The organism is Mycobacterium sp. NPDC049093, assembly GCF_040704635.1.
GTDB lineage: Bacteria > Actinomycetota > Actinomycetes > Mycobacteriales > Mycobacteriaceae > Mycobacterium.
This window is the reverse complement of record NZ_JBEZJS010000004.1, coordinates 826,688-851,906: the sequence shown is the minus strand read 5'-3', so window position 1 is coordinate 851,906 and position 25,219 is coordinate 826,688. Positions and strand designations below refer to the sequence as shown.

At 66.6% G+C, this 25,219-nt stretch carries 23 protein-coding genes and 1 tRNA gene; 10 read left to right on the top strand and 14 right to left on the bottom strand.

The genetic code is table 11. The features are described 5' to 3' along the window. Positions 1-16: 16 nt before the first annotated feature. Positions 17-508 carry a YajQ family cyclic di-GMP-binding protein gene (locus AB0876_RS19735; RefSeq protein WP_463791023.1) on the bottom strand — a complete coding sequence of 164 codons (492 nt, stop codon included), beginning with the start codon at positions 506-508 and terminating at the stop codon, positions 17-19. A gap of 99 nt (positions 509-607) precedes the next feature. After that, positions 608-1,564: a hypothetical protein gene (locus AB0876_RS19730; protein WP_526042720.1), complete on the bottom strand. Its 957-nt coding sequence runs from the start codon at positions 1,562-1,564 to the stop codon at positions 608-610. Between the two features lie 229 nt (positions 1,565-1,793). On the opposite strand from AB0876_RS19730, the gene AB0876_RS19725 reads away from it, so the two are divergent. Further along, positions 1,794-1,876: transfer RNA gene (locus AB0876_RS19725), tRNA-Tyr, on the top strand. Between the two features lie 51 nt (positions 1,877-1,927). Here the strand turns inward: AB0876_RS19725 and AB0876_RS19720 are convergent. Then, positions 1,928-2,101, bottom strand: coding sequence for a hypothetical protein (locus AB0876_RS19720; RefSeq protein WP_526042719.1), 174 nt, complete (start codon positions 2,099-2,101; stop codon positions 1,928-1,930). A gap of 251 nt (positions 2,102-2,352) precedes the next feature. Here AB0876_RS19720 and AB0876_RS19715 point away from each other — a divergent pair, with 251 nt between their 5' ends. After that, positions 2,353-3,561 (top strand): RtcB family protein, encoded by a 1,209-nt coding sequence (locus AB0876_RS19715; protein WP_526042718.1) that lies wholly within the window; start codon positions 2,353-2,355, stop codon positions 3,559-3,561. A 13-nt stretch (positions 3,562-3,574) separates the two neighbouring features. Here the strand turns inward: AB0876_RS19715 and AB0876_RS19710 are convergent, their stop codons facing one another. After that, positions 3,575-4,039 carry a helix-turn-helix domain-containing protein gene (locus AB0876_RS19710; RefSeq protein ID WP_526042717.1) on the bottom strand — a complete coding sequence of 155 codons (465 nt, stop codon included), beginning with the start codon at positions 4,037-4,039 and terminating at the stop codon, positions 3,575-3,577. Between AB0876_RS19710 and AB0876_RS19705 the strand changes: the two genes are divergently transcribed. Then, the gene (locus AB0876_RS19705) at positions 4,029-4,679 is read left to right on the top strand and encodes a helix-turn-helix domain-containing protein (protein ID WP_526042716.1); all 651 of its coding nucleotides are present in this window, start codon (positions 4,029-4,031) and stop codon (positions 4,677-4,679) included. The genes AB0876_RS19710 and AB0876_RS19705 overlap by 11 nt on opposite strands. 130 nt (positions 4,680-4,809) lie before the next feature. Beyond that, the gene (locus tag AB0876_RS19700) at positions 4,810-6,198 is read left to right on the top strand and encodes an MFS transporter (RefSeq protein WP_526042715.1); all 1,389 of its coding nucleotides are present in this window, start codon (positions 4,810-4,812) and stop codon (positions 6,196-6,198) included. 62 nt (positions 6,199-6,260) lie between these two features. Here AB0876_RS19700 and AB0876_RS19695 read toward each other — a convergent pair whose 3' ends face one another. Then, positions 6,261-6,485: a hypothetical protein gene (locus AB0876_RS19695; protein WP_526042714.1), complete on the bottom strand. Its 225-nt coding sequence runs from the start codon at positions 6,483-6,485 to the stop codon at positions 6,261-6,263. A gap of 88 nt (positions 6,486-6,573) precedes the next feature. On the opposite strand from AB0876_RS19695, the gene AB0876_RS19690 reads away from it, so the two are divergent. Further along, positions 6,574-6,849, top strand: coding sequence for a hypothetical protein (locus AB0876_RS19690; RefSeq protein WP_463791018.1), 276 nt, complete (start codon positions 6,574-6,576; stop codon positions 6,847-6,849). Positions 6,850-6,853: 4 nt separating this feature from the next. Here the strand turns inward: AB0876_RS19690 and AB0876_RS19685 are convergent, their stop codons facing one another. Beyond that, the gene (locus AB0876_RS19685; RefSeq protein WP_526042713.1) at positions 6,854-8,728 is read right to left on the bottom strand and encodes a DUF7159 family protein; all 1,875 of its coding nucleotides are present in this window, start codon (positions 8,726-8,728) and stop codon (positions 6,854-6,856) included. Between the two features lie 183 nt (positions 8,729-8,911). Here AB0876_RS19685 and AB0876_RS19680 point away from each other — a divergent pair, with 183 nt between their 5' ends. After that, on the top strand, positions 8,912-10,573 hold the full coding sequence (locus AB0876_RS19680) for a DUF7937 domain-containing protein (RefSeq protein ID WP_526042712.1): 1,662 nt from the start codon (positions 8,912-8,914) through the stop codon (positions 10,571-10,573). On the opposite strand, the gene AB0876_RS19675 is transcribed toward AB0876_RS19680, so the two are convergent. From AB0876_RS19675 to AB0876_RS19665, 3 genes are all read right to left on the bottom strand, one after another. Next, positions 10,570-12,210: a PE-PPE domain-containing protein gene (locus tag AB0876_RS19675; protein WP_526042711.1), complete on the bottom strand. Its 1,641-nt coding sequence runs from the start codon at positions 12,208-12,210 to the stop codon at positions 10,570-10,572. The two genes, AB0876_RS19680 and AB0876_RS19675, sit on opposite strands and share 4 nt — an antisense overlap. A 206-nt stretch (positions 12,211-12,416) precedes the next feature. Continuing rightward, positions 12,417-14,057 (bottom strand): PE-PPE domain-containing protein, encoded by a 1,641-nt coding sequence (locus AB0876_RS19670; RefSeq protein ID WP_526042710.1) that lies wholly within the window; start codon positions 14,055-14,057, stop codon positions 12,417-12,419. 271 nt (positions 14,058-14,328) lie between these two features. Then, positions 14,329-15,042, bottom strand: coding sequence for a TetR/AcrR family transcriptional regulator (locus AB0876_RS19665; protein ID WP_491841771.1), 714 nt, complete (start codon positions 15,040-15,042; stop codon positions 14,329-14,331). A gap of 349 nt (positions 15,043-15,391) precedes the next feature. Between AB0876_RS19665 and AB0876_RS19660 the strand changes: the two genes are divergently transcribed. Beyond that, positions 15,392-16,291 (top strand): cutinase family protein, encoded by a 900-nt coding sequence (locus AB0876_RS19660; protein WP_491841848.1) that lies wholly within the window; start codon positions 15,392-15,394, stop codon positions 16,289-16,291. A gap of 4 nt (positions 16,292-16,295) precedes the next feature. Here the strand turns inward: AB0876_RS19660 and AB0876_RS19655 are convergent, their stop codons facing one another. The 3 genes from AB0876_RS19655 to AB0876_RS19645 all read right to left on the bottom strand — a co-directional run bounded on the left by AB0876_RS19655 (position 16,296) and on the right by AB0876_RS19645 (position 18,312). Next, positions 16,296-16,580, bottom strand: a complete 285-nt coding sequence (locus AB0876_RS19655) for a hypothetical protein (RefSeq protein ID WP_491841770.1) — start codon at positions 16,578-16,580, stop codon at positions 16,296-16,298. Beyond that, positions 16,577-17,698 carry an inorganic phosphate transporter gene (locus AB0876_RS19650; RefSeq protein ID WP_526042775.1) on the bottom strand — a complete coding sequence of 374 codons (1,122 nt, stop codon included), beginning with the start codon at positions 17,696-17,698 and terminating at the stop codon, positions 16,577-16,579. Before AB0876_RS19650 ends, AB0876_RS19655 begins: the two co-directional genes overlap by 4 nt. Before the next feature lie 167 nt (positions 17,699-17,865). Further along, on the bottom strand, positions 17,866-18,312 hold the full coding sequence (locus AB0876_RS19645; RefSeq protein WP_491841769.1) for a hypothetical protein: 447 nt from the start codon (positions 18,310-18,312) through the stop codon (positions 17,866-17,868). A 145-nt stretch (positions 18,313-18,457) separates the two neighbouring features. Between AB0876_RS19645 and AB0876_RS19640 the strand changes: the two genes are divergently transcribed. Beyond that, positions 18,458-19,579 (top strand): DUF7159 family protein, encoded by a 1,122-nt coding sequence (locus AB0876_RS19640; protein ID WP_526042709.1) that lies wholly within the window; start codon positions 18,458-18,460, stop codon positions 19,577-19,579. Here AB0876_RS19640 and AB0876_RS19635 read toward each other — a convergent pair. Next, a complete protein-coding gene (locus tag AB0876_RS19635) occupies positions 19,563-21,509 on the bottom strand; it encodes an SNF2-related protein (RefSeq protein ID WP_526042708.1) in 1,947 nt (648 codons plus the stop codon). The genes AB0876_RS19640 and AB0876_RS19635 overlap by 17 nt on opposite strands. 183 nt (positions 21,510-21,692) lie before the next feature. Between AB0876_RS19635 and AB0876_RS19630 the strand changes: the two genes are divergently transcribed. Together AB0876_RS19630 and AB0876_RS19625 are read left to right on the top strand one after the other, a co-directional pair. Beyond that, complete coding sequence (locus AB0876_RS19630; RefSeq protein ID WP_491841766.1) at positions 21,693-21,935, top strand: hypothetical protein; 243 nt, start codon at positions 21,693-21,695, stop codon at positions 21,933-21,935. 27 nt (positions 21,936-21,962) lie between these two features. Then, entirely contained in the window at positions 21,963-22,496 is a 534-nt protein-coding gene (locus AB0876_RS19625; RefSeq protein WP_526042707.1) for a hypothetical protein, read from the top strand. 191 nt (positions 22,497-22,687) lie between these two features. Here the strand turns inward: AB0876_RS19625 and AB0876_RS19620 are convergent, their stop codons facing one another. Further along, a complete protein-coding gene (locus AB0876_RS19620; protein ID WP_491841764.1) occupies positions 22,688-25,063 on the bottom strand; it encodes a flippase-like domain-containing protein in 2,376 nt (791 codons plus the stop codon). Positions 25,064-25,219 lie beyond the last annotated feature (156 nt).

Here is a 25,219-nt window from a genome sequence, read left to right as displayed (position 1 = left end):
ACCGTCGATGGCCCCGCTAGCGGTAGTTGACGAACTGCAATGCCACGTCGAGGTCGGAGCCCTTGAGTAGGGCGATGATGGCCTGCAGGTCGTCGCGCTTCTTCGAGCTCACCCGGATCTCGTCGCCCTGGATCTGCGCCTTGACGCCCTTGGGGCCCTCGTCGCGGATGATCTTGGTGATCTTCTTGGCCTGCTCGCTGGTGATGCCCTGTTTGATGTCGCCGGACACCCGGTAGGTCTTGCCGCTGGGTTGCGGGTCGCCGGCGTCGAAGGCCTTCATCGAGATGTCGCGGCGGACCAATTTCTCCTTGAACACGTCGACCGCGGCTTTGACGCGTTCTTCGGTGGAGCTGACCAACTCGATGGACTCCTCGCCCTTCCAGGCAATGGTGGTGTCGGTGCCGCGGAAGTCGAAGCGGGTGGACAGTTCCTTGGCGGCCTGGTTGAGCGCGTTATCGACCTCCTGCCGGTCGACCTTGCTGACGACGTCGAAGCTGGAATCCGCCATTGGACGCCCCTCCTCTTCCCTCGGTGAATGCTGCCGGTTTGTAGCTTAGGTACATCCTCGTCGCACCTTGCTGCCCGCACCACACGCGGGCTGTCGTGGCTACGCGGAATCGTCTCCGGCCTTCGGCCTTGTTGCACGGTGCACCACCCGGTCGCGGGTCAGACCTGACGGTCGGTTCATCTGCTTCGCCAGCTGCTTCTTGACCAGGGACCGCACCGTGGACGCGGCGCGCTGTGGCCGGGATTCGAGGGTCGCCGCGCGGGCGGGCTTCGATGACTTCGGAGCCCGCGGAGCCGGATCGTCTGCCACGAGGCGCTTCGCCACCGCGACGGCGCCGTCGACGATGCTGATGCCCGGACCGGTTTGGTTCACCGTGACGCCGTCCTGGTCAACGGCACCGGCGATCGCGAACGGACCGCCCTGTGTCTTAACGGTATTGGTGCCGGAGGTATTGAATGCCACGGACGCGACGCTGTCGATGTCGAACCCGGCGACCACGCGTCCGTCGCCGTCGAGGTTGACCGCGAGGTTGCCGATCCCGAACGCCTCGGCCCAGTTGTAGTCGACGTGGTCGCCGCGGTTGATGGCGATGTTGGCGATTCCACTGGTCATGGAATGTCCCTGAGCGCCGTCGGTCACCGCCAGCGAGGTAAGACCGGCCGACTGGGCGTATGCGTGGTACCCGCTCGCGTAAGCGAACGTGAGGATGCCGCGAACAGTTGAAGTCGAACCTTCACCGACGGCGATTGCCGCGCTCAGGGAATTGAGGCTCAGGAAATCGGCAGGCACCACCGCGGATGCGCCGTCGCCGATCGCCAGCGCCCCGGTGAACCAGCCGTACGCGGATGCGGTCGCACCATTGCCGATGGCGATCGCGACGTCGGCCACGCCGCTGGAGCAGTCCGCGCTGCTGCTGACGCCGAAGGCCGAGATGCACGACGCATGCGCGGAGGGGCCCGAAAACACCAAGTCGGCGAGCATCGTGCCGGAACTCAACATCCCGGCGAGCAGCACAGTCGTGCGCCTGCCGTCGGATCGCGCGGTGGTCTGTTGCATGTCGGGCCTCGCTCCCATGGAGTTGACGTCTGGCCGGCACAAAATAACGCCTGCGCAACATGGGGTGCTGAGTATTGCCCTACTGCATTTGCGGCGGTCGAAGGCCACACCCGCGGTACCGTCCGGTTGTGGCCCTCGTCGCACCTGGCCTGCCGGTTTGTAACTTGGGTAGGTCCTCGTTGTACCCTGCTATTCGCACCAAACCGGAAACGGGGCGGGGTGAAAACCAGGCAGATTGCCCGAGCGGCCAATGGGAGCGGACTGTAAATCCGTCGGCTTACGCCTACGCAGGTTCGAATCCTGCATCTGCCACCCTGATCAGGCCCCCTTTCGAGGGGGCCTGTTTGGTTTTGGGCCGGCCGCCTAGCGGCCGTCTGATCCCCGGCCTCCGCTCGCTGGATCGGCTGCCGTTCGTTGGCCGGCCGCGTCGGCCGACCACCAGCTGAAACGGTGGACCTCAAGGTAGTCGTCTGGTGCGGCATGCTCGTCGATCCACCGCAATGCGGTGCGTTTGCGCCAGAACCCGGCGACTGGCATCACGCCACCGTCCGGGCGGTGCAGGAATACGTACCATCCAAATTTCACCGGAACCCCCGGTCCCGACGGTGCCCACAAGTCCGTATCCAGTTTTCACCGGACGACGGCATCACGTCAGATCCGGCGCAGGCGTTTGGGCCGAAGCGGTGAATCCGACTCTACGTAGGAATCTGGCGACCCGCTGACGAGCGATACCCGGTAGTGCGCGGCGACAAACAAAAAGGCTCGACAGCATGGGCAGAATCGACGTCATGACTACGCATCGCGTCGTCGACCACAAGCTGTTGAACTTCGCCAGCCACATCGACGACAACACCATCGAGCAGGCGAAGCAGACCGCCTCGATGCCGTTCGTGCATCCGCACGTCGCGCTGATGCCTGATGCCCACAGCGGCAAGGGGTCGGCCGTCGGCACCGTCATCCCGACCATCGACGCCGTGATCCCGGCGGCCGTCGGCGTCGACATCGGCTGCGGGATGATCGCGGCCCGCACCGAATTCACCGCTGCCGACATCCAGGACCGTGATCTGGCGGCGCTGCGGACGGCGATCGAGGCGGCGATCCCGCTGTCACCGGGCAACTACAACGACACGCTCGCCCGGTTCCCGTTCACGGCGGGCCGCATCACCGACCTCGAGCACCTGGCCAAGGACGGCGGGATCGACCTGTCGCACTCGCCCAAGTGGCGCGAGCAGCTCGGCTCGCTCGGTGGCGGCAACCACTTCATCGAACTGTGCCTGGACCAGGCCGACCGGGTGTGGCTGTTCCTGCATTCCGGTTCCCGCGGGGTCGGAAACAAGATCGCGCAGAAGCACATCAGGATTGCGCAGAAGCTCATGAAGCGGTGGTGGATCGACCTGCCCAACCCCGATCTGGCCTACCTTCCGCAGGGCACGCCGGAGTTCAGCGGCTATCTGCGGGACCTCAACTGGGCGCAGCGGTTCGCCTTCGAGAACCGCGCCGAGATGATGGACCGCTACATGTGGGTGTTCGCCGCGTGGATGGGCTATGCCCATCTGGACCGGCCGCAGACTGCGGGTGATTTCGAGGTCGAACGCTTGAACTGCCATCACAACTACACCCGCAAGGAACACCACGGTGGCCGCGAGGTGTGGTTGACCCGTAAGGGTGCGATCGATGCGCACACCGGGGTCATGGGCCTGATCCCGGGCAGCATGGGGACGCGGTCATATGTGGTGCGCGGCAAGGGAAATGCCGCCGGGTTGTGCTCAGCTCCGCACGGCGCCGGCCGGCGGTTCTCCCGGAACGAGGCACGTCGCCGCTTCACGGCGGACGACCTCGCACAGCGGATGCAGGGTATCGAGTACCGCCACGGCGAGCAGTGGGTCGACGAGATCCCCGACGCGTACAAGGACATCGACGTGGTGATGGCTGACGCAGCGAGCCTGATCGAGATCGAACACGAGCTCCGTCAGGTGCTCAACGTGAAGGGCACGTAGGTCGTGGCCGGTTCTAGGCCGGCAGCAGGCACAACTGGACCATGGCCAGCGAGCGGGGGCTGCGCAAGCTGATACCGGTGGCCTCCTCGAACCGGCGGATCCGGTTCATCACGGTGTTGCGGTGGCAGTAGAGGGCCGAGGCGGTGTCGGAAACGGAACCGCTCCCGGCGAACACCTGGATTGTCTCGACGATCAGCTCGCAGTCGTGAACCTCGTCGAGCGGGCCGAGAACGTAGCCACGTAGGTCCTCGATGACCTGTGACAGCTGGGTTATCGACAGCTGGGCCCATGATCCGCGCAAGGTGGTCGCCGTACGGTCCAGATCGACGAGCATCCGGACGATCGCGGCGGCTCGGTGTACCTCCGAGAGCGGCACCGACCTGGGTGCGACGGCGCCTTCGAGGTCGGCCAGCAGGTCGGCAACCACAGACTCGTCGTCGGCCCAGCGGCCCTCGGCGGCCATCAGGATGAGCGTCACGCAGTTCTCCGATGAACCCGGTCCCACCGTCGTGCACCGCGCAGCGGAGGTACTCGGTCTCGACGAGACCGCGTCCTACTGGGTCGTGGGCGTGACGGCCGAAGAGGCGACCTCGGCGGTCAACCGGCAGCTGGCCGGACTCGGCGGTGTGGCGCTGGACCACACGAGCAAGGGCCTCACGCTGATCCTGCTGTCCGCGCACAGTCGCTGGCCCGATGACGAGACGCTGGCAGCCGATCTCCTTCCCGGAGTGACGGGGGCCGTGGCCTCGCGAACCGTCCAGTTACCGAACGTCTTCCGGGCGGCGACAACCGTCCGGATGCTGGCGCAGTTGGGCCTGCCGGCGACGACGCTTCGCCGTTCCTGGGCCAAGTTGTCCATCGCGCAGTTGTGCACCGTGATCGACGACCTTCGCAGCTACGTCGAGGTGCCTCTGGCCGCGATGAACGATCGCGACCTGCTCGTGGAAACCATGCTGGTGTACGCCGAGAGCGGGTCGGTCTCGACCACCGCGGCCAAGCTCTACTGTCACCGCAACACCGTGCTAAATCGAATCCGGAAATTCGAGGAGGCCACCGGCATCAGCCTTCGGACGCCTCGAGCGCAAGCCATGGTGCAGCTGTGCCTGCTGCGGTCATGAGTTCGCGTGCGCATCCGCAGTTGTGCAGACGCACACTGTGTGAGCTGGATCGCGTTGCACCGCGACTATGGGTGCAGCCATATTGCCGCCCTAGCATTTTCGCTATGACCAGCACCTACCAGAGGATCATATGAACCCTTCAGTTCCTGCTGCAGACGCAGACGCTGCGGCCGCGAAATCGCGTCGCAGGCGCACCATCATCGCGAGCATGGTCGGCACCACGATCGAGTGGTACGACTTCAACATCTACGGATCCGTCGCCGCACTCGTCTTCGGCAAGATCTTCTTTCCCGATGTGGATCCGGCGGCGGGAACATTGTTGGCGCTGGCCACATTCGGGGTCGGGTTCGCTGCCCGCCCGATCGGTGGGATCATCTTCGGCCACATCGGTGACCGGGTCGGGCGCAAGGCGGCCCTGATCGCGACCATCTTGATGATGGGTGCCGCGACCGTGGCCATCGGACTGCTGCCGACCTACAGCTCCATCGGCATCCTGGCACCCGTCCTGTTGGTGCTGTGTCGCCTGATTCAAGGCATCGGTCTCGGTGGAGAATGGGGCGGCGCCGTGCTGATGGTGGTGGAGCAGGACGAGTCCGTGGACAGCCGGGGGCGGGCCGGCAGCTGGATGCAATCCGCCTCGCCGTTGGGCTTCCTGCTGTCCACGGCCACCCTGGCAGCGGTGAGCGCGTTGATGACCGAGGAACAGTTCATGGCGTGGGGCTGGCGCATTCCGTTCCTGCTCAGTGCGCCACTGGTGTTGGTGGGCCTGCTGATCCGGGTCAAGATCGTCGAGTCCTCTGTCTTCACCCGAAATCAGAAGCAACTCAAGGAGAAAGAGGCGAAGGCCCCGATCCTGCAGGTGCTTCGCCACGCCCCGAAGATGATCTTGCTGGTCGTGCTGCTCGGGCTCGGCCAGCAGGTCGCCTACTTCGTGATCAACGTGTTCTCGTTGTCCTACGTCACTCATCACACCGATATCTCCAAGGCGACAGTCCTCAACGCTGTCGCCATCGGCGCGGTCGCTCAGCTCTTGTCGATTCTGTACTTCGGACGGCTCAGTGACCGGGTGGGCCGGCGCATTCCCTTCCTGATCGGCGGTGTCGGGATGGCGGTGTGGGCCTTCGCGGTGTACCCGCTCATGGGTACCGGCAACTTTGGGCTGATGGTGTTGTCGGTGTCGGTCGCGATGGTGTTCCAGGGTGCGATGTACGGCGTCCTCGCTGCGTTCATCGCCGAGCTGTTCGACACCAGCTACCGCTACACCGGCGTCTCGCTGGGCTACATGCTGATCGGCATCGTCGGTGGTGGGTTCGCACCGCTGATCGCGTCGACGCTGCTGGACACCACCGGTTCGGTGACATCCGTCGCGATCTACATCTCGGCGTCGTCGGTGCTGACGCTGATCGCCGCCTACTTCGCGCCGGAGACCTCGAAGCGCAACCTCGACAATCTCCTCGACGACGGCGCCATCACCGATCCCGCGCCTCAGCGCGGTCAGAGCGTGGCGCACACCGGGTAGGCCCAGCCGAGGGAAAACAGATCTGCCGTTGCCTGGCCGAACATGGCCAGGCAACGGCCGACTCAGGACCTGCGCCCGGCGACCAGATAGACCGCGGGCAGCACACCCGAGGTGCTCAGCAGGCCGAGCGCGCTGCCCCACAACCATTTCGGTCCGTTGATCCGGCTCGCGTCGCGGCCGGCGAGGTCACGCAGCGCCCAGGCCCGCAGCCCGGCGTCTACCGCTGCCACCGCGATCACGGCCGTCTTGGCTCGAGGGGACAGGTCATTCCAACGCTTCTTGGCCACTGCGGCGTTCCTTTCGGATGAACGGACGTCAGCCTCCAAGGTAAACGTCGCTCAATCGCACTGGGTGTTTCCAGCTGACGAGCGGACGATGGAGACCATGCTTCGGGCTTCGGTTCTGTATGCCGCGCTGCTGGTGGCAGCGGTCGTCTCATCCCCGGTGGCGTCCGCCGGTGCCGACGACGTGATCCGCGACCTGGAATCGCAGGGCTACACCGTTCACATCAACTGGACCAACGGATTCGACACCAAGCCACTGTCGGAGTGCTGGGTCACCGGCGTCAACAATCCCGCCAATCAGGAGCCCGGCCCGACGACCTTCGTCACCGTCTACGTCGACGTCGCCTGCCCGAACCACGACTACTGAACGGCTATGGGCTGGTGGGCATCGTCGTCACCGGCGAGCCACCGTAACTACCGCTCCCAGAACCACTTCCACCACCGAAGAGGCCGCCGCCCGAAGATCCGCCACTGGATGACCCGCCACTGGACGAGCTACCGCCGGACGACGAGCCACCCCCATATGGGGACTCACCTCCACCAAACGGCGACTGCGGCGCCACCGTCGTCACCGGAGCCTGGTACGTGGGCTGTTCGACCGGTGCCGTGTAGGTCGGCACGGTGTGGGTCGGTACCTCGATGGGAGGTTCCGACGTACGGGTCGGCGCCACCGTGGTGGTCGGAGGCGCCGTGGTGGTGGGTGGCGCGGTCGTGGTGGGCGGTGCCGTAGTCGTGGGTGGCGCCGTGGTGGTGGGCGGTGCCGTAGTCGTCGTCGGCGGTGCCGTAGTGGTGGTCGGGGGAGCCGTCGTTGTCGTGGGCGGCGCCGTCGTGGTCGTCGGCGGTGCCGTGGTGGTGGTCGGCGGGGTCCACGTCGGCACCGTCGGCCACACGACGGGAGGAAGCGGGATCGGAATCGGTACCGGCACCGGTATCGGAACCGGAGCCGGGGGGACGACCGGCGGGGGAGCCGGCTGAACCGGGGGCGCGGCCGGAGGTACCACCGCAGGTGGCTGGTTGACCGGCTGGTTGCCGATGTCCTGGCGCACCTTGGGTGCTGCCGGAGCAGCGGGCGGCGGGGTCAGCACCGAGACGGGCAGCGCCACCGGATCCGGCTCGTGCGGGACCGGTGGGAGATAATTGCCGGGTACCGTCGCCGCCTGCTCGGTGGGCGCAGGCTGCGCGCGCACGTCGGCCGTGGGGCGGACGTTGATCGCGACCGCGGTGGCCAGCGTGGCGAAGCTCACCACGACGAAGGCCAGCGCACTGCCCATCAACAGCATCCGCGGCGGCGGCGGTGCTATGACGGTCGTGTAGTCGGGGTCGTCGTCCTGCTCGGGGATGAACTCGTTGACCGCGTCCATCGGCATCTCGTCGGCCCACGGTTGGTCGTCGGGGTCCTGCGAGTACGCCAGATCCGGTCCGACGGCCGCGGAATCTGCGGGGGCAGGTGCCATCTGGGTGGCCTCGGCGGCAGGAGCCATCGGTGCCATCTGGGTCGCGTCCGACGCCGGTGCCATCTGCGTCGCGTCCGAGGCCGCGGGGGCCATCTGGGTTGCATCCAGTGGCGCACCGACGACGGGCGCCATCTGGGTGGACGCACTCGCCGGCGCGAGGTCGTCGACCAACTGGGCCGCGCCTCGGGCGATGGCATAGCCCGCATCCGGTGCCACCTCGACCGGGGCGGTCGAACGAAGCTCTGCCGCAACGGAATCAAGATCGAGTCGCTGTCCGACCAACAGCACCCGGCTGGGGGCCTCGTCGGCGGACACCCGCTTGAGCACCGCCGCGCACGCAGCGGCGGCCCCGGCAGTGCCGATCGGAACCGTGGCCAATGTCGAGTTCGGCGCGGCGGCCTCTTCACCAACCACGGTCAGCGACACGGTGTCATCGTCGGCCACCAGCAATGCGGCGTCAGCGCCCACGCTACGGGCCAGGGCGGCGGCGGCCTCGGCTTCTGCCACCACCTCGACGTTCGGCACTCCGGCGTCGAGCACGGTCTGGCGCAGCGTGTCGGCCGCCGATTCGTCGGGCAGGCACAGTCGGGTCGCGGCAACCTGGTTGCCCGACTCGGTCACCGCGCGGTAGGTGCCGATGATGGTCTCGGCAAGCTCCGACATCTCGGCCACGAAGTCATCGGGCAGGTCGAGCGCGTACTGATCCAGAACCTGGCCGCCGCTCGCGGGCGATCCGATCATGGCCAAGCGCGCCACACGCCCGGTGACCGCCACCCCGAGGACTACGTCCACGGTTCTTCTCCTTGCTTTGTGCATGTTGTACGAGCCCCGACGGACAAATCCAAGCTACCGCACAGCCAGGGCCTACCTTGGTGGCCGAACGACCGCGGCTGCCAGCACTGCTTGTGCGCCGGAGCAAAAGTGAGCACGCTGGTTGGGTCCGTTGCGAGGTCACTCATAGAGAGGAATCGGTACGTGAGCGACGAGCGTTACGACGCGTCCGCCACCGTCCAGGTGGCGACCACGGCCGTACCGGCGGCGGAGCGTCCGCCGCGGGTCGGCTACGTACCTACCCGGACCAACCGGGTACGTGACGGTCTCGCCGTGGCATTGCTCGTCATCGCGATGCTGCTCCCGTGGAACCTGGAATTCGGCGTCGGTGTGCCCGGCAGCGCCGGGTCGACGTTTGTGATGTTGGCCATCGTGACGGTGCTCGCAATCGCCGCCGCGCTGGCGCCGCACCTGGGACCGTTCCGCCTCGGCTCGAGCCACTCCGACGTGTGGCGCACCAGTCGCGTCCGGTTCTTGCTCACCGCCGCGTACCTGGTGGTGGTCGTCTGTTTCGCCGGCTATCACGTGGTGCAGACGGTGAGCGGTGGCGGCACCGGGGCCGTTCCGCCGGGGGTGGGTCCGGGCATGTTGCTCGGCGTCGCGGGCGCGCTGCTGGCCGGGCAGCCGCCCATCACGTCGATCACCGTCGAGGACAACAAGTTTCGACGCTGGTATGCCATTGCGCGGGTGATCGGTTTCCTGTCGATCGCGCTAGCGACGCTGTCGGTCGCATTCAACCTCTACTGGCGGTTGCGGTACCTGTTCGTCACCCAGGTCGAGTTCGGCGGGCACGACATCGCCGTCATCGTCACCACATTGCTCTACGGCGCGGAGGCGATGATCGCGCTCGTCATCGCCTCACGCTGGCTGACCGAACGTACCGGGGCAGCGCGGCTGGCCACGACAGCCATCGGCGTCTCGGGCGCGGTCGCTGCCACCCTGGTGTGGCTGGCCGGCATCGGCCGCGATATCGATGCGTTTCACGGCATCGCCCAGAACACGTCGACGGCGGCGGTGGGCTACGAGGGTTACCTCGCCTGGGCTGCGGCCGCCGCGATCGTGGCGCCGACGACGCTGTACGCCGTCTTTCTGATCCGGCCGCCGACCATCGGCGCCTACCGTGGTGCCGCGCAGAAGTGCCTGACGCTGATCGCCTTCTGGGCGTTCGCGGCGGCGGCACTGCGGGTCGTCGACTTCCTGATCGCCCTGTCGCTCGACCTTCCGCGCGCGCTGTACGACACGGTCGCGATGACGGTGTTCAACCTGGTCACCGCCCTGGTTGCGCGGTGGCTGCACCGCCAGCTCGACAGGGGGCTGACGTCGACGACCGTGGCCGCGGCCTTCAGTGCGGTGTTGTTCGTCTTCACCGTGGCGAACGTGGCCATCGGGGTCGCACTGGCGCCGCGCTACTCCGGGCCGGCGCCCGCGGCGATCTACGGCAACAACCTCGCCCAGCAGATCACCAGCACCTTCGATGTCGCGGTGTGCGTGCTGAGCCTGCTCGTGTTGGCGGTCATGGTGTTCACCGGGCCGTTCGCCGGCTACCTGGTGCGCCGCCAAACCCGTGCGGCCAAGCCGGTGACCCCGGAACCGCCCACGGAGGTCGTGCCGTCAAAGCCCGCCGTCGAGGAGTCCGCGCCGCCGACCATCGTTCGGCAGCCCCGGGCGGCGTCGGTGCCGAGAATTGTTCGTCTGAAAGAGGATTCGACGACCGTGCTGGCCGCCCCGCCGACCACCGATCTGCAGGTGCCGACGCAGGCGCTGCGGATCCAGCGTCGTCCGCAGCGCCCGCCGTCGGAGAGCTAACCGGCGCGGTCGCTCCTGTGCTGTGAGGGACGATGGCGCTGAGAGTGTGGGGCTTTCGGGGCCTTCTTGGCCGAGCCGATCGTCGAACGGATCGCTGAGCGAACGGAATCGCGGTCAGAGCCCTTCGCCCCAGGGACTGCCTTCAACCGCGGTGCCACACCGGTGCGTGGCGCGTCCGGTTGGGTTCTGGTGGGCCGATTGACACGGCTGGGGGCTGTGGACTTCGGTGCGGTGGACTTCGGCGCAGCGACGGCACCGTCCTTGTCCCCCTTGTCGGCCTTGTCTGCCTTGTCGACATCGGCCGCAACTGTGGCGGCAGCCTTGTCGGCATCACTCGGCTCAACGACCTTCTGCGGCGTCGGCGTCGGCGTCCTACCACCGAGGGACTGGAACACCTTCGCCAGCGGCCGGGTGGCGTCCGTCAATGCCGTCCCCACGTCGTTCACCACCTGTCGCAGCGCCTGTTCGAACGGAGAGTTGCGCACCGGGTCGGCCGGATGCTCGGGCAGCGGGGTGTCCGGTGGGGCGTCGGAGACGACGGGCTGCGGCAGGGCCGGAACATACTTTTCGCCGGCGAGGATCGCCAGTGACTGCTCGAAAGCACCGGGCAACGCGTTCAGGGCTTCGTGGATCTTCTCCTCGGGGGTGATCCAGCCGAATTCCTTGACCCGGCTGGGGTCTGCGGTGCGGTCGTATCCCATCTCGACGAACACCCGGAGCACCGGGTCGATGGCGTCGACGAATCGCTCGGCACCGATCAACGCTGCGGGGATGCGCAGCGGCGCCAGCAGTGGGAGGTACTGGGGCAGCGTCACGTAGGTGGTGTTGCCGACCTGGGTGGTGACGGCGTTTGGGGCGTCCGGGTACTCCAGCACATAGCCGGGGAAGGCGTGCTCAAAGACCTGCCCGGCAAGGGCGTTCGCGATGGACAGCACGTTGAAATAGGCCGGGAAATCGGCGATCCCGTCGTACTGATTCTGATAGAAGGTGGTCTTGAACGGGCTGTCCGAGGGGCCCGGGCGGCCGAACGGGAAGATGTCACCCAGTACCGGAAGCTCGCTCCAGGAGGCAAAGCGGGCGAGGATGCCGCCGTTGGGCTGATAGGGGTCACCGAGTAACAGGAACTCGTAATTGTCGGCATTGGCAACATAATTCGATAGTTTGGCCATCTCGGTGCGCGCGATCTCGAGGACCTGCGTGCCCTGCGATACGCCGATGATCGTCACCTTGTCGCCGGCCGGAATCTTGGCGATTTCCTGCAGCAGGTAACCGGCACCGATCGCCTCGGACCGTTTCAAAGACTGAGTCCAGTACGGAAGGTCGGACCAGCCCGGCAGATCCGAGATGACCGGGATACTGATGCTGATCTGCGCCGGATAGGGGACAGTGCGGTACGAGTCGCCTTCCGGAACGATGTTGCCGTAGAAGAACATCGGGATGCTCAGACCGAACGCGTCGTAGGAAGCTCCCACACCGAGCGTCGTTCCGGCCAGTTGCACTGCGGCACTGTAGGTAGCGGTCGGGGTGCTGACGGTGACTCCCGCCGATACCGCGACGACGACGCCGCCGGCGAACACCATCGCTCCCCACCGGCGTGCACGGCGCGGCGGCACCCCTTGTCGACCCCGACCCTTCATCGCCTGCACCTTTCCCCGATGTGGTGCTTACAGGGACCGGAAGTTACCAGCGAAAACAGCGGCCTACAGCGGGTTTGCGGCAACTTCTCGGCGGGCGGTGGCGGCGTCCTTTCGGAAAATGACGACCAGGAGTTGTTGTGGCAAAGGAAGTTTCGCCGACGGTGCAGGCAACACCGTTGACGAAATCCTCCAGGAGCCGGTGACGGCTAACTTGCGTGCGCGCTCGCGCGCTTTGAATTTCCTTCGCGCTGACCGTCTGCCGAGTGCGCGGACTGCTTTGCGCCGCGCCTTGCTGATCGAACCGAATCCCGGTCGGAGTGCTCGGTTCCCGACGACATGCTGGCTCCCCGGTCCTGGGTCGACGTGCGGGTGGGTGCGGTGCCCAGGGCGCGTTTCCCGGACCCGTCGGCATCCGGGACCGCTCTCAGTCGTCGCTGCGCCGAATCGGTTTGGGGGGAATCGGTTCGCGTCCGCTGGTGCCGACTCAATGGGCTGGGCTTCGGCGTGGTGTTGCTCTCGGTCTGGGCTTGGTCCTTGGCATCTTCGTTGGCTATGGGGTCCGGCTCGGCGGCCACCTCCGCCGCAACCTTGGCGGTCACGGGCGCGGTGGCGTCAGCCGGCTTGACGGCGTTCTTCGGTGCCGTCGCTTCACCGATCGCCTGCAGTACCTTGGCGAGCGGTCGGGTGGCATCCGACAAGGCCGCTGCCACATCCTCCACCGTGTGACGCACGCCTTGCTCGAACGGCGAGGTGCCTACCGGGTCGATCGGATGTTGGGTCACCGGGGTTTCGGGTTCGGTGCCGGAGACGACAGGCTGCGGCAGCGTGGGGGTGTACTTCTCGCCGGCCAGGATCGCCAGTGACTGCTCGAAGGCACCGGGCAACGCGTTCAGAGCTTCGTGGATCTTCTCGTCAGGTGTGATCCAGCCGAATTCCTTGACCTGGCCGGGGTCTGCGGTGCGGTCGTAGCCCATCTCGATGAACACCCGCAGCACCGGATCCATCGCGTCGACGAAGCGTTCCGCGCCGATCAGGGATGCGGGGATGCGCAGCGGTGCCAGCAGCGGAAGGTACTGGGGCAGCGTCACGTAGGTGGTGTTGCCGACCTGAGTGGTCACGGCGTTGGGGGCGTCGGGATGTTCCAGTACATAGCCGGGAAAGACGTGCTGGAACAGGATTCCGGCGACGGCGTTGGCAATGGACAGCACGTTGAAATAGGCCGGGAAATCGGCGAAGCCGTCGTATTGGTTCTGGTAATAGGTGGTCTTGAACGGGCTGTCCGACGGTCCCGGTCGGCCGAGCGGAAAGATGTCGCCGAGCACGGGCACATCGCTCCACGAGGTGAAGCGGGCCAGGATGCCGCCGTTGGGCTGGTACGGGTCACCGATGAAGACGAACTCGTAATTGTCCGCATTGGCAACGTAATTCGGGTCCTTCGCCATCTCGGCGCGCACGATCTCGGCCACCTCGGTGCCCTGCGACATGCCGATGATCGTGACCTTGTCGTCAGCCGGTGTCTCGGCGATGTCCTGCTGGAGGTAGCCCGCGCCGATCTGCTCGGATCGTTTGAGCGAGTGCGGCCAGTACGGAATGTCGGACAGCCCGGGCAGGTCGGAGATGATCGGGATGTCGAGGTTGATCTGCGCCGGGTAGGGCACGGTGTGGAACGAGTCGCCTTCGGGCACCGTGCTGCCGTAGAAGAACAGCGGGATGCTCAAGCCGAATCCGTCGAACGAGGGCCCGACGCCGATCGTGGTGCCGACCAGCCGCACCGCGGCGCTGTAGACGGCGGATGGAGTGCTGACGCTGACCCCGGCCGACACGGCGACGACAACTCCGCCGGCCATCAACATCGAACCCCAACGACGTGAACCGCGCTGCCGGCGCGCACCGCGCGACGACTCCCCCCGACCCCTCATGCTGTTCCCGCTTTCCTCATGGTTGTGAACGGCCGCCCGGATGGCATGGCCGAACATCGGGCCCGCGACCAGCGTGTCAACAGTGAAATGTGACGGGCGCCACTTCGCGCGCTGCGGGAAAGTTACCAGCGGGTAGTGATCTATGACAAGAGGCACTTTTCGAAACAAGGGCTCTTGTTGCAAACGGGGGTTTGCGGTTTCAGCGCGTCGTCGCGGCGATCCCGGCGCGCACCACCGAGACGAAGGTCGTCATGGTGTCGATCAGGGTGTCGATGGTCGGTGGCGAGTCGCTGGCGGTCTCCCGTTGGTGCAACCAGTCGGCCACGCTCTCGAACAGACCGCCCACGGTCGACACCGCCAGGCTGTGGTAGTCCACCGCGCCGCTCTCGGGCAGGCAGGGGAACTCGCGTTGCCGCCACAATCCTTCGAGAAAGGCCGCGGTCCAGCGCCGATTCTCGCGGCGGGCCCGTTCGACCCGCGGCGAGATCCCGGCGCATTCACCGAAAGCCACCACTGCCACGCGGGGATCGTCGACAAGTGCGTGGGCGAACGCCGACAGCAGGCGATGAACGGTTTCGTCGGGATCGTCGGGGGCATCGGCGAGCGCTGCGACCGCCTGCTCCTCGATGCGTCCTGCGATCTGCGTCAGCAGGGCCAGGTAGCAGTCCTCTTTGCTGTCGAACACCTCGTAGAACGCCTTGTTGCCCACATACGCTGCCTGGCAGATCTGCTCGATCGAGGTGTTCGGATACCCGTCGCGGGCGATCAGCTCGAAGGCTGCCGTCAATAGTTGTTCGCGGCGATGGGCACGACGCTGCTCGGCATCGAGTCCGCGGATCGTGCGCTGCCCGCGGGGCTTTGCGGTGGGCTCCGGCGTCTCGTGCGCATCGGGGGCCACCGGCGGTCTACCCATGGATCGCAGTGTAGTGGCGCCACGGGGGCATAGACCTTCGATGTCGACCTTCTGATGCCCGGCTCGGGTGACCGGCAGACGACGACGGCACGGATTTGCGGGTGTGCCGGCAGACGGCCGGGTTCTCGCATCGGGCGATGGCCGAGAGTTGTTGCGGGAAAGGCGATTTAGTCGGATATGCCGGACAGGCTGAGGTTGCGCGGATGCCAAACGTCTTGGCCCACTTATTGAGAGTTCTCTTTGGTTCTTGAGGGAACTCTATGCTTCACATTCTCGGAGCGCGCCAACAGCGCTGCTATGCCACAGTAAATCGGTGGGAAAGTTCGGAAGTGCCGGTTTGGTTGCCGTCATGGCGGGGGCGGCTTCCGTGATGAGCAACATGACGATGCCGTCCGCCGATGCGGCACCGTGTCCGGATGCTGAGGTGATATTCGCCCGCGGCACGATGGAAGCGCCCGGAGTAGGCGATACCGGCGAGGCGTTCGTTAACTCGTTGCGTGCCAACGTGGGCGCGAAATCGGTTGACGTCTATCCCGTCGATTACCCCGCCACCACTGACTTCCCAACTGCCGTTCAGGGAATCGCCGACGCACGAGCGCGCATCATGACCACCGCCGCCAACTGCCCCGACACCAAGATGGTGCTCGGCGGGTTTTCTCAGGGCGCGGCGGTCATCGGCTTCGTGACGGCCAGTGTTGTGCCCGACGGGGTTTCAGTGGCCGATGTGCCTGCGCCGATGCCGCCCGATGTGGCGGATCATGTCGCGGCCGTCGCCTTGTTCGGCAAACCGTCGCCGCGTTTCATGAAGGTGCTGAACAACCCCTCGGTGGTCGTGGGCCCGGGCTACACCGCGAAGGCCATCGACCTGTGTGTCGACAACGATCTGGTGTGCGATCCGCAGGGCAGGAGCTTCGGTATCCACACCCAGTACGCGGAAGCCGGCCTGGTGAACCAGGGGGCAGCATTCGCGGCGAGCAAGCTTCAGGACGACTGGGCGCAGGAGGCAGCTCAGCCGCCGTCGCCGGCCACGCTGGTGGGTACCGGACCGTCGCAGCCGTCGCGGGTGCAACCGGCCCAGCCCGCGCAGTCTCCGCAGCCTGCGCAGCACATGGGCCCGGCCCCGCAGAATCTTCCCGGCCCGGCTCCGGCGCAGAGTCCCGCAGCGCCGACGCCCGCCGCACCCGGCCCGGCCGCACCCGTCGAGCCCGGTCCCGGACCGGCCGCACCGCCGCCGATTGCGCCGGTATAGCCACCTAGTGGTGTGCGTTGTTGCCGAACAGGTAGACGCCGGTGTGATGGCCGATGAAGTTGTTCGCGATGTAGAGCACTCCGACAACCACCACGACCAGCACCAACGCGAACATCACCCAGCTGAGGCCCACCAGCAGACGGCGCTGGGCCGCAGTCGCAGGCCCCTCGGTCACGCCCGCGATGTGCAACCGGACACCGATCGCGAACAGCGTGGGTACGGATGCGCCGACGGCCAGGCCGAAGAGCAGGATCTTGCTGACGGCCACGAGGTTGATCCAGTTGTTCATCTGATTGCCCCGTCCTGCTTGCCTTCAGTCGTGCCGTCGACCGCGGTGAGGCTGCCCTGCCACGCGTCGTTGACGTTCTTGTGGTCGATCGGCGGTTTACGTGACTTGAGCCAGATGGGCACCGTCGAGGCGACCAAGGCCAAGAACCCAACCAGCGCCCCGGCAAAGCCGCCGATCCCGTGCACCAGGAAGTAGGTCAGCGCACCCACCAGGCCGGCGGCCGGCAGGGTGATCAGCCAGGCGGTGGCCATGTTGCGGGCGACGCCCCAGCGCACCTCGGTACGCCGGCCCAACCCACTGCCCAGGATCGACCCGGTGGCGACGTGTGTGGTGGACAGTGAGTAGCCGAAGTGGCTGGACAGCAGGATGGTCGCCGCCGAGGAGACTTCCGCTGCCATGCCCTGGGGAGCTTCGGTATCGACCAGGCCCTTGCCGAGCGTGCGGATGACGCGCCAGCCACCCGAGAGGGTGCCGAGGGCGATGGCGACGGCGCAGGCCACGATCACCCAGAACGGCGGCATGGTCGCGGATTCGTCGACGGCGCCGTAGGAGATCAGGGCCAGGAAGATGATGCCCATCGTCTTCTGTGCGTCGTTGGTGCCGTGCGCCAGCGAGATCAGCGATGCCGAGCCGATCTGGCCGTAGCGGAACGCGGCGATCGTGCGGTCCTTGGGCAGGCCGCGGATCAACCGGTAGACCAGCCAGCTGGCGATGCAGGCGACCACGCCGGCGATCAGCGGCGAGAGCACCGCGGGCACCATGACGGTGGAAACGACGCCGTGCCAGATCACGCCGTGACCGCCGACCGCGGCGATCATCGCCCCGACGATGCCGCCGATGAGGGCGTGAGACGAGCTGGACGGGATGCCCAGTAGCCAGGTGAACAGGTTCCACAGGATCGCGCCGACGAGTCCGGCGAACACCAGCTCCAGGGTCACCAGATCGGCGTCGACCAGACCCTTGGCGATCGTGGCCGCCACAGCGGTGGACAGGAAGGCACCGACGAGGTTCAGCAGTGCCGAGAGGGCCACGGCGGTACGGGGTTTGAGTGCCCCGCTGGCGATCGATGTCGCCATTGCATTGCCGGTGTCGTGAAAGCCGTTGGTGAAGTCGAACATCAACGCGGTGAAGACGACGATGCACAGCAGGAGGAACTGTAACGACACGGTAAACAATTCTTGAACACAAACGCAACGAAAACCTAATTAACTGGCTGAGTTTTCGGTCACGTTTGGGCGCCGCTGGTAGAACCCCGGAGATCGCGATGGTGTGGTAGCGAACCCGCTCAGCGCTTCGGGATGTCGATGCCGAGAAGCTTGAGCCCCTTGTTGATGTGCGAGTGGGCCTCTTCCATGGTGGCGCCCAACTTCGTCAGCCGGGCGGAACTGTTTGCCGGCGTCAAAGCCTCACACTGGTCGGCCATGCTGCGGAAGCCGTCGAAGCCGTCCCCGAGGGCGTTGTTGACCGCGACGTCGGGCCCCGGCAGGACCTTCGGTTGGACGGAGTCGACGTATTTACGCAAGTCGGTGCACGCGGTGTGCAGTGCGCCGTAGTTGGTGACGGGCGCCGTCATCGCATCGCCGATCGGGCCGAGTTGAGTGCCGAGGCCGACGACCGCGTCGATGACGGCATGCCGCCATTCATCGGTCACCGGGGCTGCGGTGGGCTTGCCTGCGACAGCGCAACCGGCGAGCACAGACGTGGTGGCCACGAGGGCAGCGATGTACCTCATATGCAGCGAGCTTATGGGGTGCAACCGTTCCCGCGCGGCACGATGCCGTGCAGGGGAGTTTGCGCGGAGATCGCCGCACCCACGTGTAAGCGCCGTCACACCGGTAACCTGGGTAATGACTGACTAGGCAGATCGGGGGATCGGTATGGATCTCGTGCTCGGCCTCGCGATGACCTCGAGAGCCGTTCGGTGGGTGCTCGTCGAAGGCACGACGGGCGAGGGGCGTCCGTTCGATCGTGGCGCGATCTCTCTCGAGGACGCCGGCAGTTACGACCCCGACGGCCTGCTGTGCGGCCTCGTGGATGACACCGAACTCGACGGCGGACACCGCATTCACGCGATCGGCGTGACGTGGACGAATGACGCTGCGCCACTGGCGGGCCACATCATGCAATCCCTGGATACCCGGGGCTACGGAAATGTTTTCGCGGTGTCGGAGATCGAGGCGGCCGGCATGTTGGCCAGCGGCATTGCCGAGATCACCGAGCACGACGACATCGCGGTCTGCATCGTCGAACCCGACGCTGCGGTGGTGGCGATCGTGACGCCCGACGACGTCAGCGCCGACCGCATCGATCGTTCGGACACCTTCGCCGCCGACATCGCCGGGCTCCTGGCCCTCACCGGGCGGCCGATCAGCGCGCTGTTCATCCTGGGCTCCGATGCGCACGGCCCGATCGTCGCCGATCTGGCCGAGTCCATTCCGGCCGCGGTGATCACCGCCAACGAATCCGATCTGGCGTTCGCCCGGGGTGCGGGACTGGCCGCGGCGCTCGCGGTGAATACCGTTACCGCGCCGGTCAAAGCGGTGCACTGGACCAAGGTCGGCGCGCTGTCGTCGGTGGTCGGTGGCGCCCTGGTGACGCTCGTCGTCGCGACCTCGGCCGCGATCGGGCTGCATCTGCATCCCGGAGCGGTGTCGGAGACGGCGCAGGCGTCCAGCATCCATGAGTCGGCCCCCGAGGCCGGACCGGCACCGAAACCGGTGCAGAAGCCGGTGGACAAGGCCGCGACCAAACCGGCACCGCCGGCTCCGGCCGCCCCGCCACCGGCTCAAGCGGTCGAGGCCGCCAGTCCGCCGGCGCATCAGCCGCCCGCCCAGGTTCCGGCCGCGCCCGCACCTGCACCCGCACCGGTCTATGTGCCGCCCGCGCCGGCTCCGGTGTACAGCCCGCCGCCGTATGTACCGCCGCCGGTGACCTATCCGCAGCCCCGGCTGCGGGACCGGATCATCGAACGCATCCCGATCATCAACCGTTTCCACTGAACTTGGCGGTGAGCCCGGCCCGGGCCAGCCGGGCCTGCTCGGCGCGCACCACCTCGTCCTGATGCGGGGGAGTCTGGTCGGGATGCTGCGCCAGACGGCGGATCGGCTCGTCGACCGTGCCCCTGGCCAACAGGCGGTAGACCCGCACGGTGTGCAGTTCGCTGAGCCGCTGGGTACGTCCGATCACCTGCCGTTCCGTGCGCGGCTGCCACTGAGGTTCGGCGACGATGAATACCGCAGGGGCGTTCAGTCGGCGCAGGTCCAGCTTGCCGGCGCCCATGTGGGCGAGGAGGGTCGCCGGGCCGCGGTCGGTGGCGAATGCGTCGATGACGGCCTGCTGATCGGGCACTGACGCATCGACGGTTCCGAAGATGTTGCCCGGCAATGTTTTCCGAATCACCTCGAGCACGGCGGGGAAGTGGGAGAACACCACCACCCTGGCTCCGTTGATGTGGGCCTCGTTGGTGAGTTCGACGAGCCGGTCCAGCTTGGCGCCCGGCGTCGGCGAACCGGATGGCCAGGCACCCTGCCGGATCGCGCTGAAGTTGCCGCTGGTGACGGCCTGGCGGTAGCGCTCGCGGTCCGGTCGAGTGAGCCGCACCCATTCTTCGGTGGCGATCCGCGCCGGCAGCTCGTCGACCACGTCGCGGTAGTCGCGTCGCAGGTACACCCGGTCCACTGCGCGGCGGAACGCGACCGATCCGCGGTCGCCCGCGTTGGGTGCCACCTTGCCCGCGACGTCGGGCTGCAGGAAGTCGGCGAGGTGGCGAAAACCGCCGATCCGCTGGTGCATCGGCACGCCGGACAAGAACAGCACGCGGTTGTCGGAGGTCAACACGTTGCGGACGGCGCGGGCCCGGTCCGATTTCGGGTCACGCAGCAGGTGCGCCTCGTCGACGATGACCAGGCCGGGCCGCTCGGGCAGTTTGATGCGTTGCAGGGTGTCGTAGGAGACGATGGCCACGCCGCCGGAAGTTTTCCAATTGTCCAGGCGTGCATCGCGTTCGATGCCGCGGATCTCGACCGACCGCAACGCGGTGTGCTTGGCTGTTTCTGCGGCCCAATGGATTCCGGTGTTGGGCTGGCAGATCACCAGGGTGTGGCGCAGGTGCTGGGTGGCGGCCAGGTGCGCGGCGACGGCGAGCGCCTGCAGGGTTTTGCCGAGGCCCAGGTCGTCGCACAGCAGAACCCGCTCGCGTGCCACCGCATAGCGGGCGCCGAATTCCTGGTACCCGCGCAACTCGGTCTGCAGTAGGGAACGGTTCAGCACAGTCTGTTCGACCTGCGCGGCCACCTCCGCCCCGACGAAACCCTGGGCGGCGTCAACATCTGTTGTCCCGGAGGCAAATTCACTCAGCAACTGGTCGATCGGGCGGGGGTCGGCGTGGTAGGACGCCCACGGGTCACCCTGGGAGTGGTGGGCCTCCTCGATCCGGTCGAGCAGCTCTGCGATCGATTCCCGCAACTGATCGGAGGCGGTGTGGCTGCGCAGCCGAGGCATCAGCCGGCGCAGCTGTTTGACCGGTGCCTCGGCGTGAGCGAGCGTCAACAGTGAGGTCAGCAGCTCGGTGTCTTCCTTGCGCAGCCGCGGCCGAGTGGTGGTGCGGATGTGGTCGGCGATGGCCTGTGCCGCGGCCTGGACGGATTGGGCAGCCTCGATGTCGACGCCGGGGACCTGGGTCAACACCCGGGCCGGCACGGTGTGGATGTCGGCGACCGTCCGGTACTCGGAATTGGCCAGCCCGCCGAGGCGGGCGCCGCGGGCCAGATATGGGCGCAGGTGTTCCAGCGGCGCAGCCTGCAGTGTCCGGGTGACCACCTCGTCGGTGCCCGCGTGGATACGGTCGGCGATGTCGGCACGAAGTTTGCCGATTCCGGCGAGCGCGGCATCGGCATGGCGGATCAGCTCGGCGGGGTCGGCGCTGTCCATGACAAATCATCATTGCACTGTCGGGCCGTGGCGGGGCGCGGGTATTTATCCGAACGGCCGGACTTCGCTGGCGGGCTCTTCGCAAAGTTCTCGCTTGCGCTCATGTTCGACTCAGGGAATGCCCAGCTGGCGGAGCTAACTTTGAGGGCGGACCATACAAAAACATATGGAAGGTGGCGGATCATGCGAATAGTTCCTGCCGCCGCGCTGGCCGCGGCCGGCGTCGCGGCGTCGCTCATCTTGGCGCCCCTCGCGGGAGCCGCACCGGTACCGACGGGCAGTCAGCACATCGGGCCGGCGCCACAGTCGTGTACCACCACCAACGTGGGTAGTGAGTGCATCTCACCCGGAAACGCGCAGATCAACGATGCTCCGCCGTTCGTCAACACATTCCCGATGTACGGAAATTTCCCGTGGATCCTGTGATGCGCACGGTTATGAGGAGGTCGGGGCATGGCCGTCGACAACCGGTTGGAGGAACTGCTCGATAACCATCGGCCCGACGCGGCGCTGCGCGAACGCGTAGACGAACGACAGTTCGCCAGCTGCATTCCGCGGGCGCCCGCCCGGTTCCCGAGGGTTCGGTTGGGCCGGCGCTGGGTCAGCGGATTGTGGCTGGTGCTTCTCGGTGCCGTCGCATTGGTCGTCGTCGTCTTTGTGGCTCAGCAACTCCGGCACTACGGCTGGATGCAGGACTTCCTCACCCGCTATCCCGGCACGTCGACCAGCTATGCGCTTTCGGTCACCACCGGTTTTCCGGCCTGGCTGCGCTGGCAATCGCATGCCGATTTAATCGGTTCGGGCCAATGGTCTATGTGGCCGCCTGTCAGCGACAATTCAGCGACAATCACAACACCGGTAGCTCCTGTCTCACCAAACTCATTGTCGCTGAGCGTTTTCGCCAATCCAGCGCCATGGGCCACATCAGCCCCACCTGTCCAGTGCCCACCTATTAGCGACACTGTCGCTGATAGCTGGGCAGCCTGAATTCCGTTGCATACGAGGCTGATGCACATTGGAGTGACGGAAGTTCACATCGCGGACGTGACCAATGGTGCTCACGATAGGCATGTGGCGATTGTCGCTGAATTGTCGCTCACAGGCGGGCGGGTCGCTATCCGCTCACCAGCCGCGACACGCCAGCCGCGACACGCCCGCCGCGACACGGCGCAAGCGCGTCAGATCATCTCGTTCTTCGTCAGCCAGCGCATCACGGGCCAGCCGATGAACACCGGAAGCCAGCAGGTCAGCACCCGGTAGAGCAGCACTGCGGGCACGGCAATCGCAGCGGGCACGCCGAACGCCGCTAGACCACCGATCAGGGCCGCCTCGACCGCGCCGACACCGCCGGGGGTGGGAGCCGCCGAGGCCAGGGTGCCGCCGACCATCGTCACGACCGTGACGGTGACGAATGAGGTGGTTCCGCCGAATGCCTCGACGCTGGCCCAGAGTGCCAGGGCTGCACCGAGAGTCGTACCCGCGGCGCCCAGCACGATGAGTGCGAGCCGTTGCGGTTCGCGGGCGAGTTTGACCAGGTCGGCGGTGACCTCTTCGAGCTTGGGCCGAACCGAGGACGCCAGCCAGCGCCGTAGTTTGGGCACCGCCAGAAATGCGCCGATGAGTCCGAGGGCCAACCCCGCGATCAGGTACAGGATCGTGGAACTTGGGACGAAGTGCGACAGGTCGGCCGAGGCTCCGGCCGCGGTGCTGAACAGGATCAGCAGGATCACGTGCACGATCACCTGCACCGACTGCTGCAAGGCCACTGCGGCGGTGGCGCGCGCCGTGCTCAGGCCGCCCTTCTGCAGGAACCGGGTGCTCAGGGCCAGGCCGCCGACACCCGCGGGCGTGGTGGTGGCGGCAAAGGTGTTGGCCACCTGCATGATCGACAGATTGCGGAAGCTCACCAGCCCGTCGGCGCACGCCCACAGCGCGGCCGCCGCGCCGACATAGGTCAGCGCTGAGACGGTCAGCCCGAGCAGGGCCCACGCCCAGTTGACGGTGCGCAGTTCGGAGAAGAAGGTCGGCACGGTGCTGATGAACGGGTAGGCCACGTAGACCAGGGCGCCCAGCAACACCAGCTGGATCACCTGGGTCCGGGTGAACCGCGTGATGGTCTCGGTCTGGATCTGGTCGGCACCGGTCTGGCGTTTCACCTCGTCGCGCGCGGCGGCCATGATGGCCTTGGCGTCGGGAACGGCGTCGCGGACCCGCGACGGCACGGCTGCTTTGGTCAACCGCCGCGACGCGGTCAGCACGGCGTCGCGACCGAACGCGTCGATCGCCGCGGCCACCGCGGACTGTGGGTCGTACAGCGCCGTGGTGGTGACGAGTAGTTGGGCGATGTCGGACTGCAATTGGGCGTCGGTGGCGCCGTATTCGGCGCTGCCGAACCCACCGAACAGCACGGCGCTGTCGTCGACGGTGATCTCCTTGCTGCGGAGGTCGCCGTGGGAGATCTGGTGGTCGTGCAAGGTGCGTAAGGCGTTCCACACCCGCCCGACGGTGGTCTCGTCGGTGCACTTGTCCAGCGGGATGCCGCGTTTGCGGTTGTGCGCGTACAGGGTCCAGCCGCGGTCGAGCGCGGCGACCGACATGGTCGAGGTGCTGGCCAGGCCCAGGTCGCCGATGGCGATGGCCATCAGGGCCCGGTGCTCGACGGCGCGGCGCATCGAGGTCTGCAGGGGTGCGGTCTCGTTGGAGCGCAGGCGCAGCTTGCGCCACACCTGACGCACGGCGCCGCCGCTCTGTTGGTTGGGGCCGTAGAGCTCGATGACGGCACTGGAGTCGGGATCCTGGGAGGCCGCGTCGAGCATCAGGGGTCCGGCGCCGGCCGGGCGCACCACGGTGAATGCCGAGACGACGAAGCCTCGCCGGGCCAGCGCACGCACCGCGCCGTCGAGCGGGACTTCCAGGGCGGGGGTGCCGACGATCCACACCACCAGGGCACCGACGAACCAGCCCGCGGCCAGACCCAGCAGAGAGCGGGCCGGCACCACGGCGCTGACCACGAGGTGGATGGGCACGAATGCCAGCAGCAGCGTCCACCACCAGCGCCGCAGCCGACGCGACAGCCACGGCCCGGACACCGTGAGCACCGCGGCGAGCATGCCGATCCAGCGCGGGTCGTCGAGGAACTGCGACAGTTGCGAGTCGAGCCGGTCGGAGAGGTCGAAATGCCACCTGGGGGCGGCGATGCCGTTGGCGGTGATCGACAGCGACAGCATGGTGATCAGCGCCGCGGCCGCGTAGGCGCCCAACAACTTCCATTGCCGCCCAAGGATCAGGCTGACCAGGATCACGAATGGAAGGGCCAGGATGGCGATGCCGTAGGCCAGGTAGACCAGATTGGACTGGGTGGGGGTCAGCACGCCGACGATCTCGGAGATCGACTTTTCCAGCGCCACCCATTCGTAGCGGGTGATCAGTGAGCTGGTGATGACGGTGGCCAGGAAGATCGCGGCCAGTGTCAGACGCAGGATGTCGTTGGTGCGACGGGTCGGCGGTTGCAGGAGGCTGCCGGTGACGGTGATGTCCCGTCCGTCAACGCGCATGTTCCCCCTTCCCGGCCCGTTATCGAGACGCGCTATCAAAGCCCGCGACCAAGGTAGCGGGATCGGATGCCGATATCGGCATTTGATGGTCATCTGGACCGTTACGAATTCACATCGTTCTCATGTGTCACCGCAGGCGACAATTTTTGCTCGCCG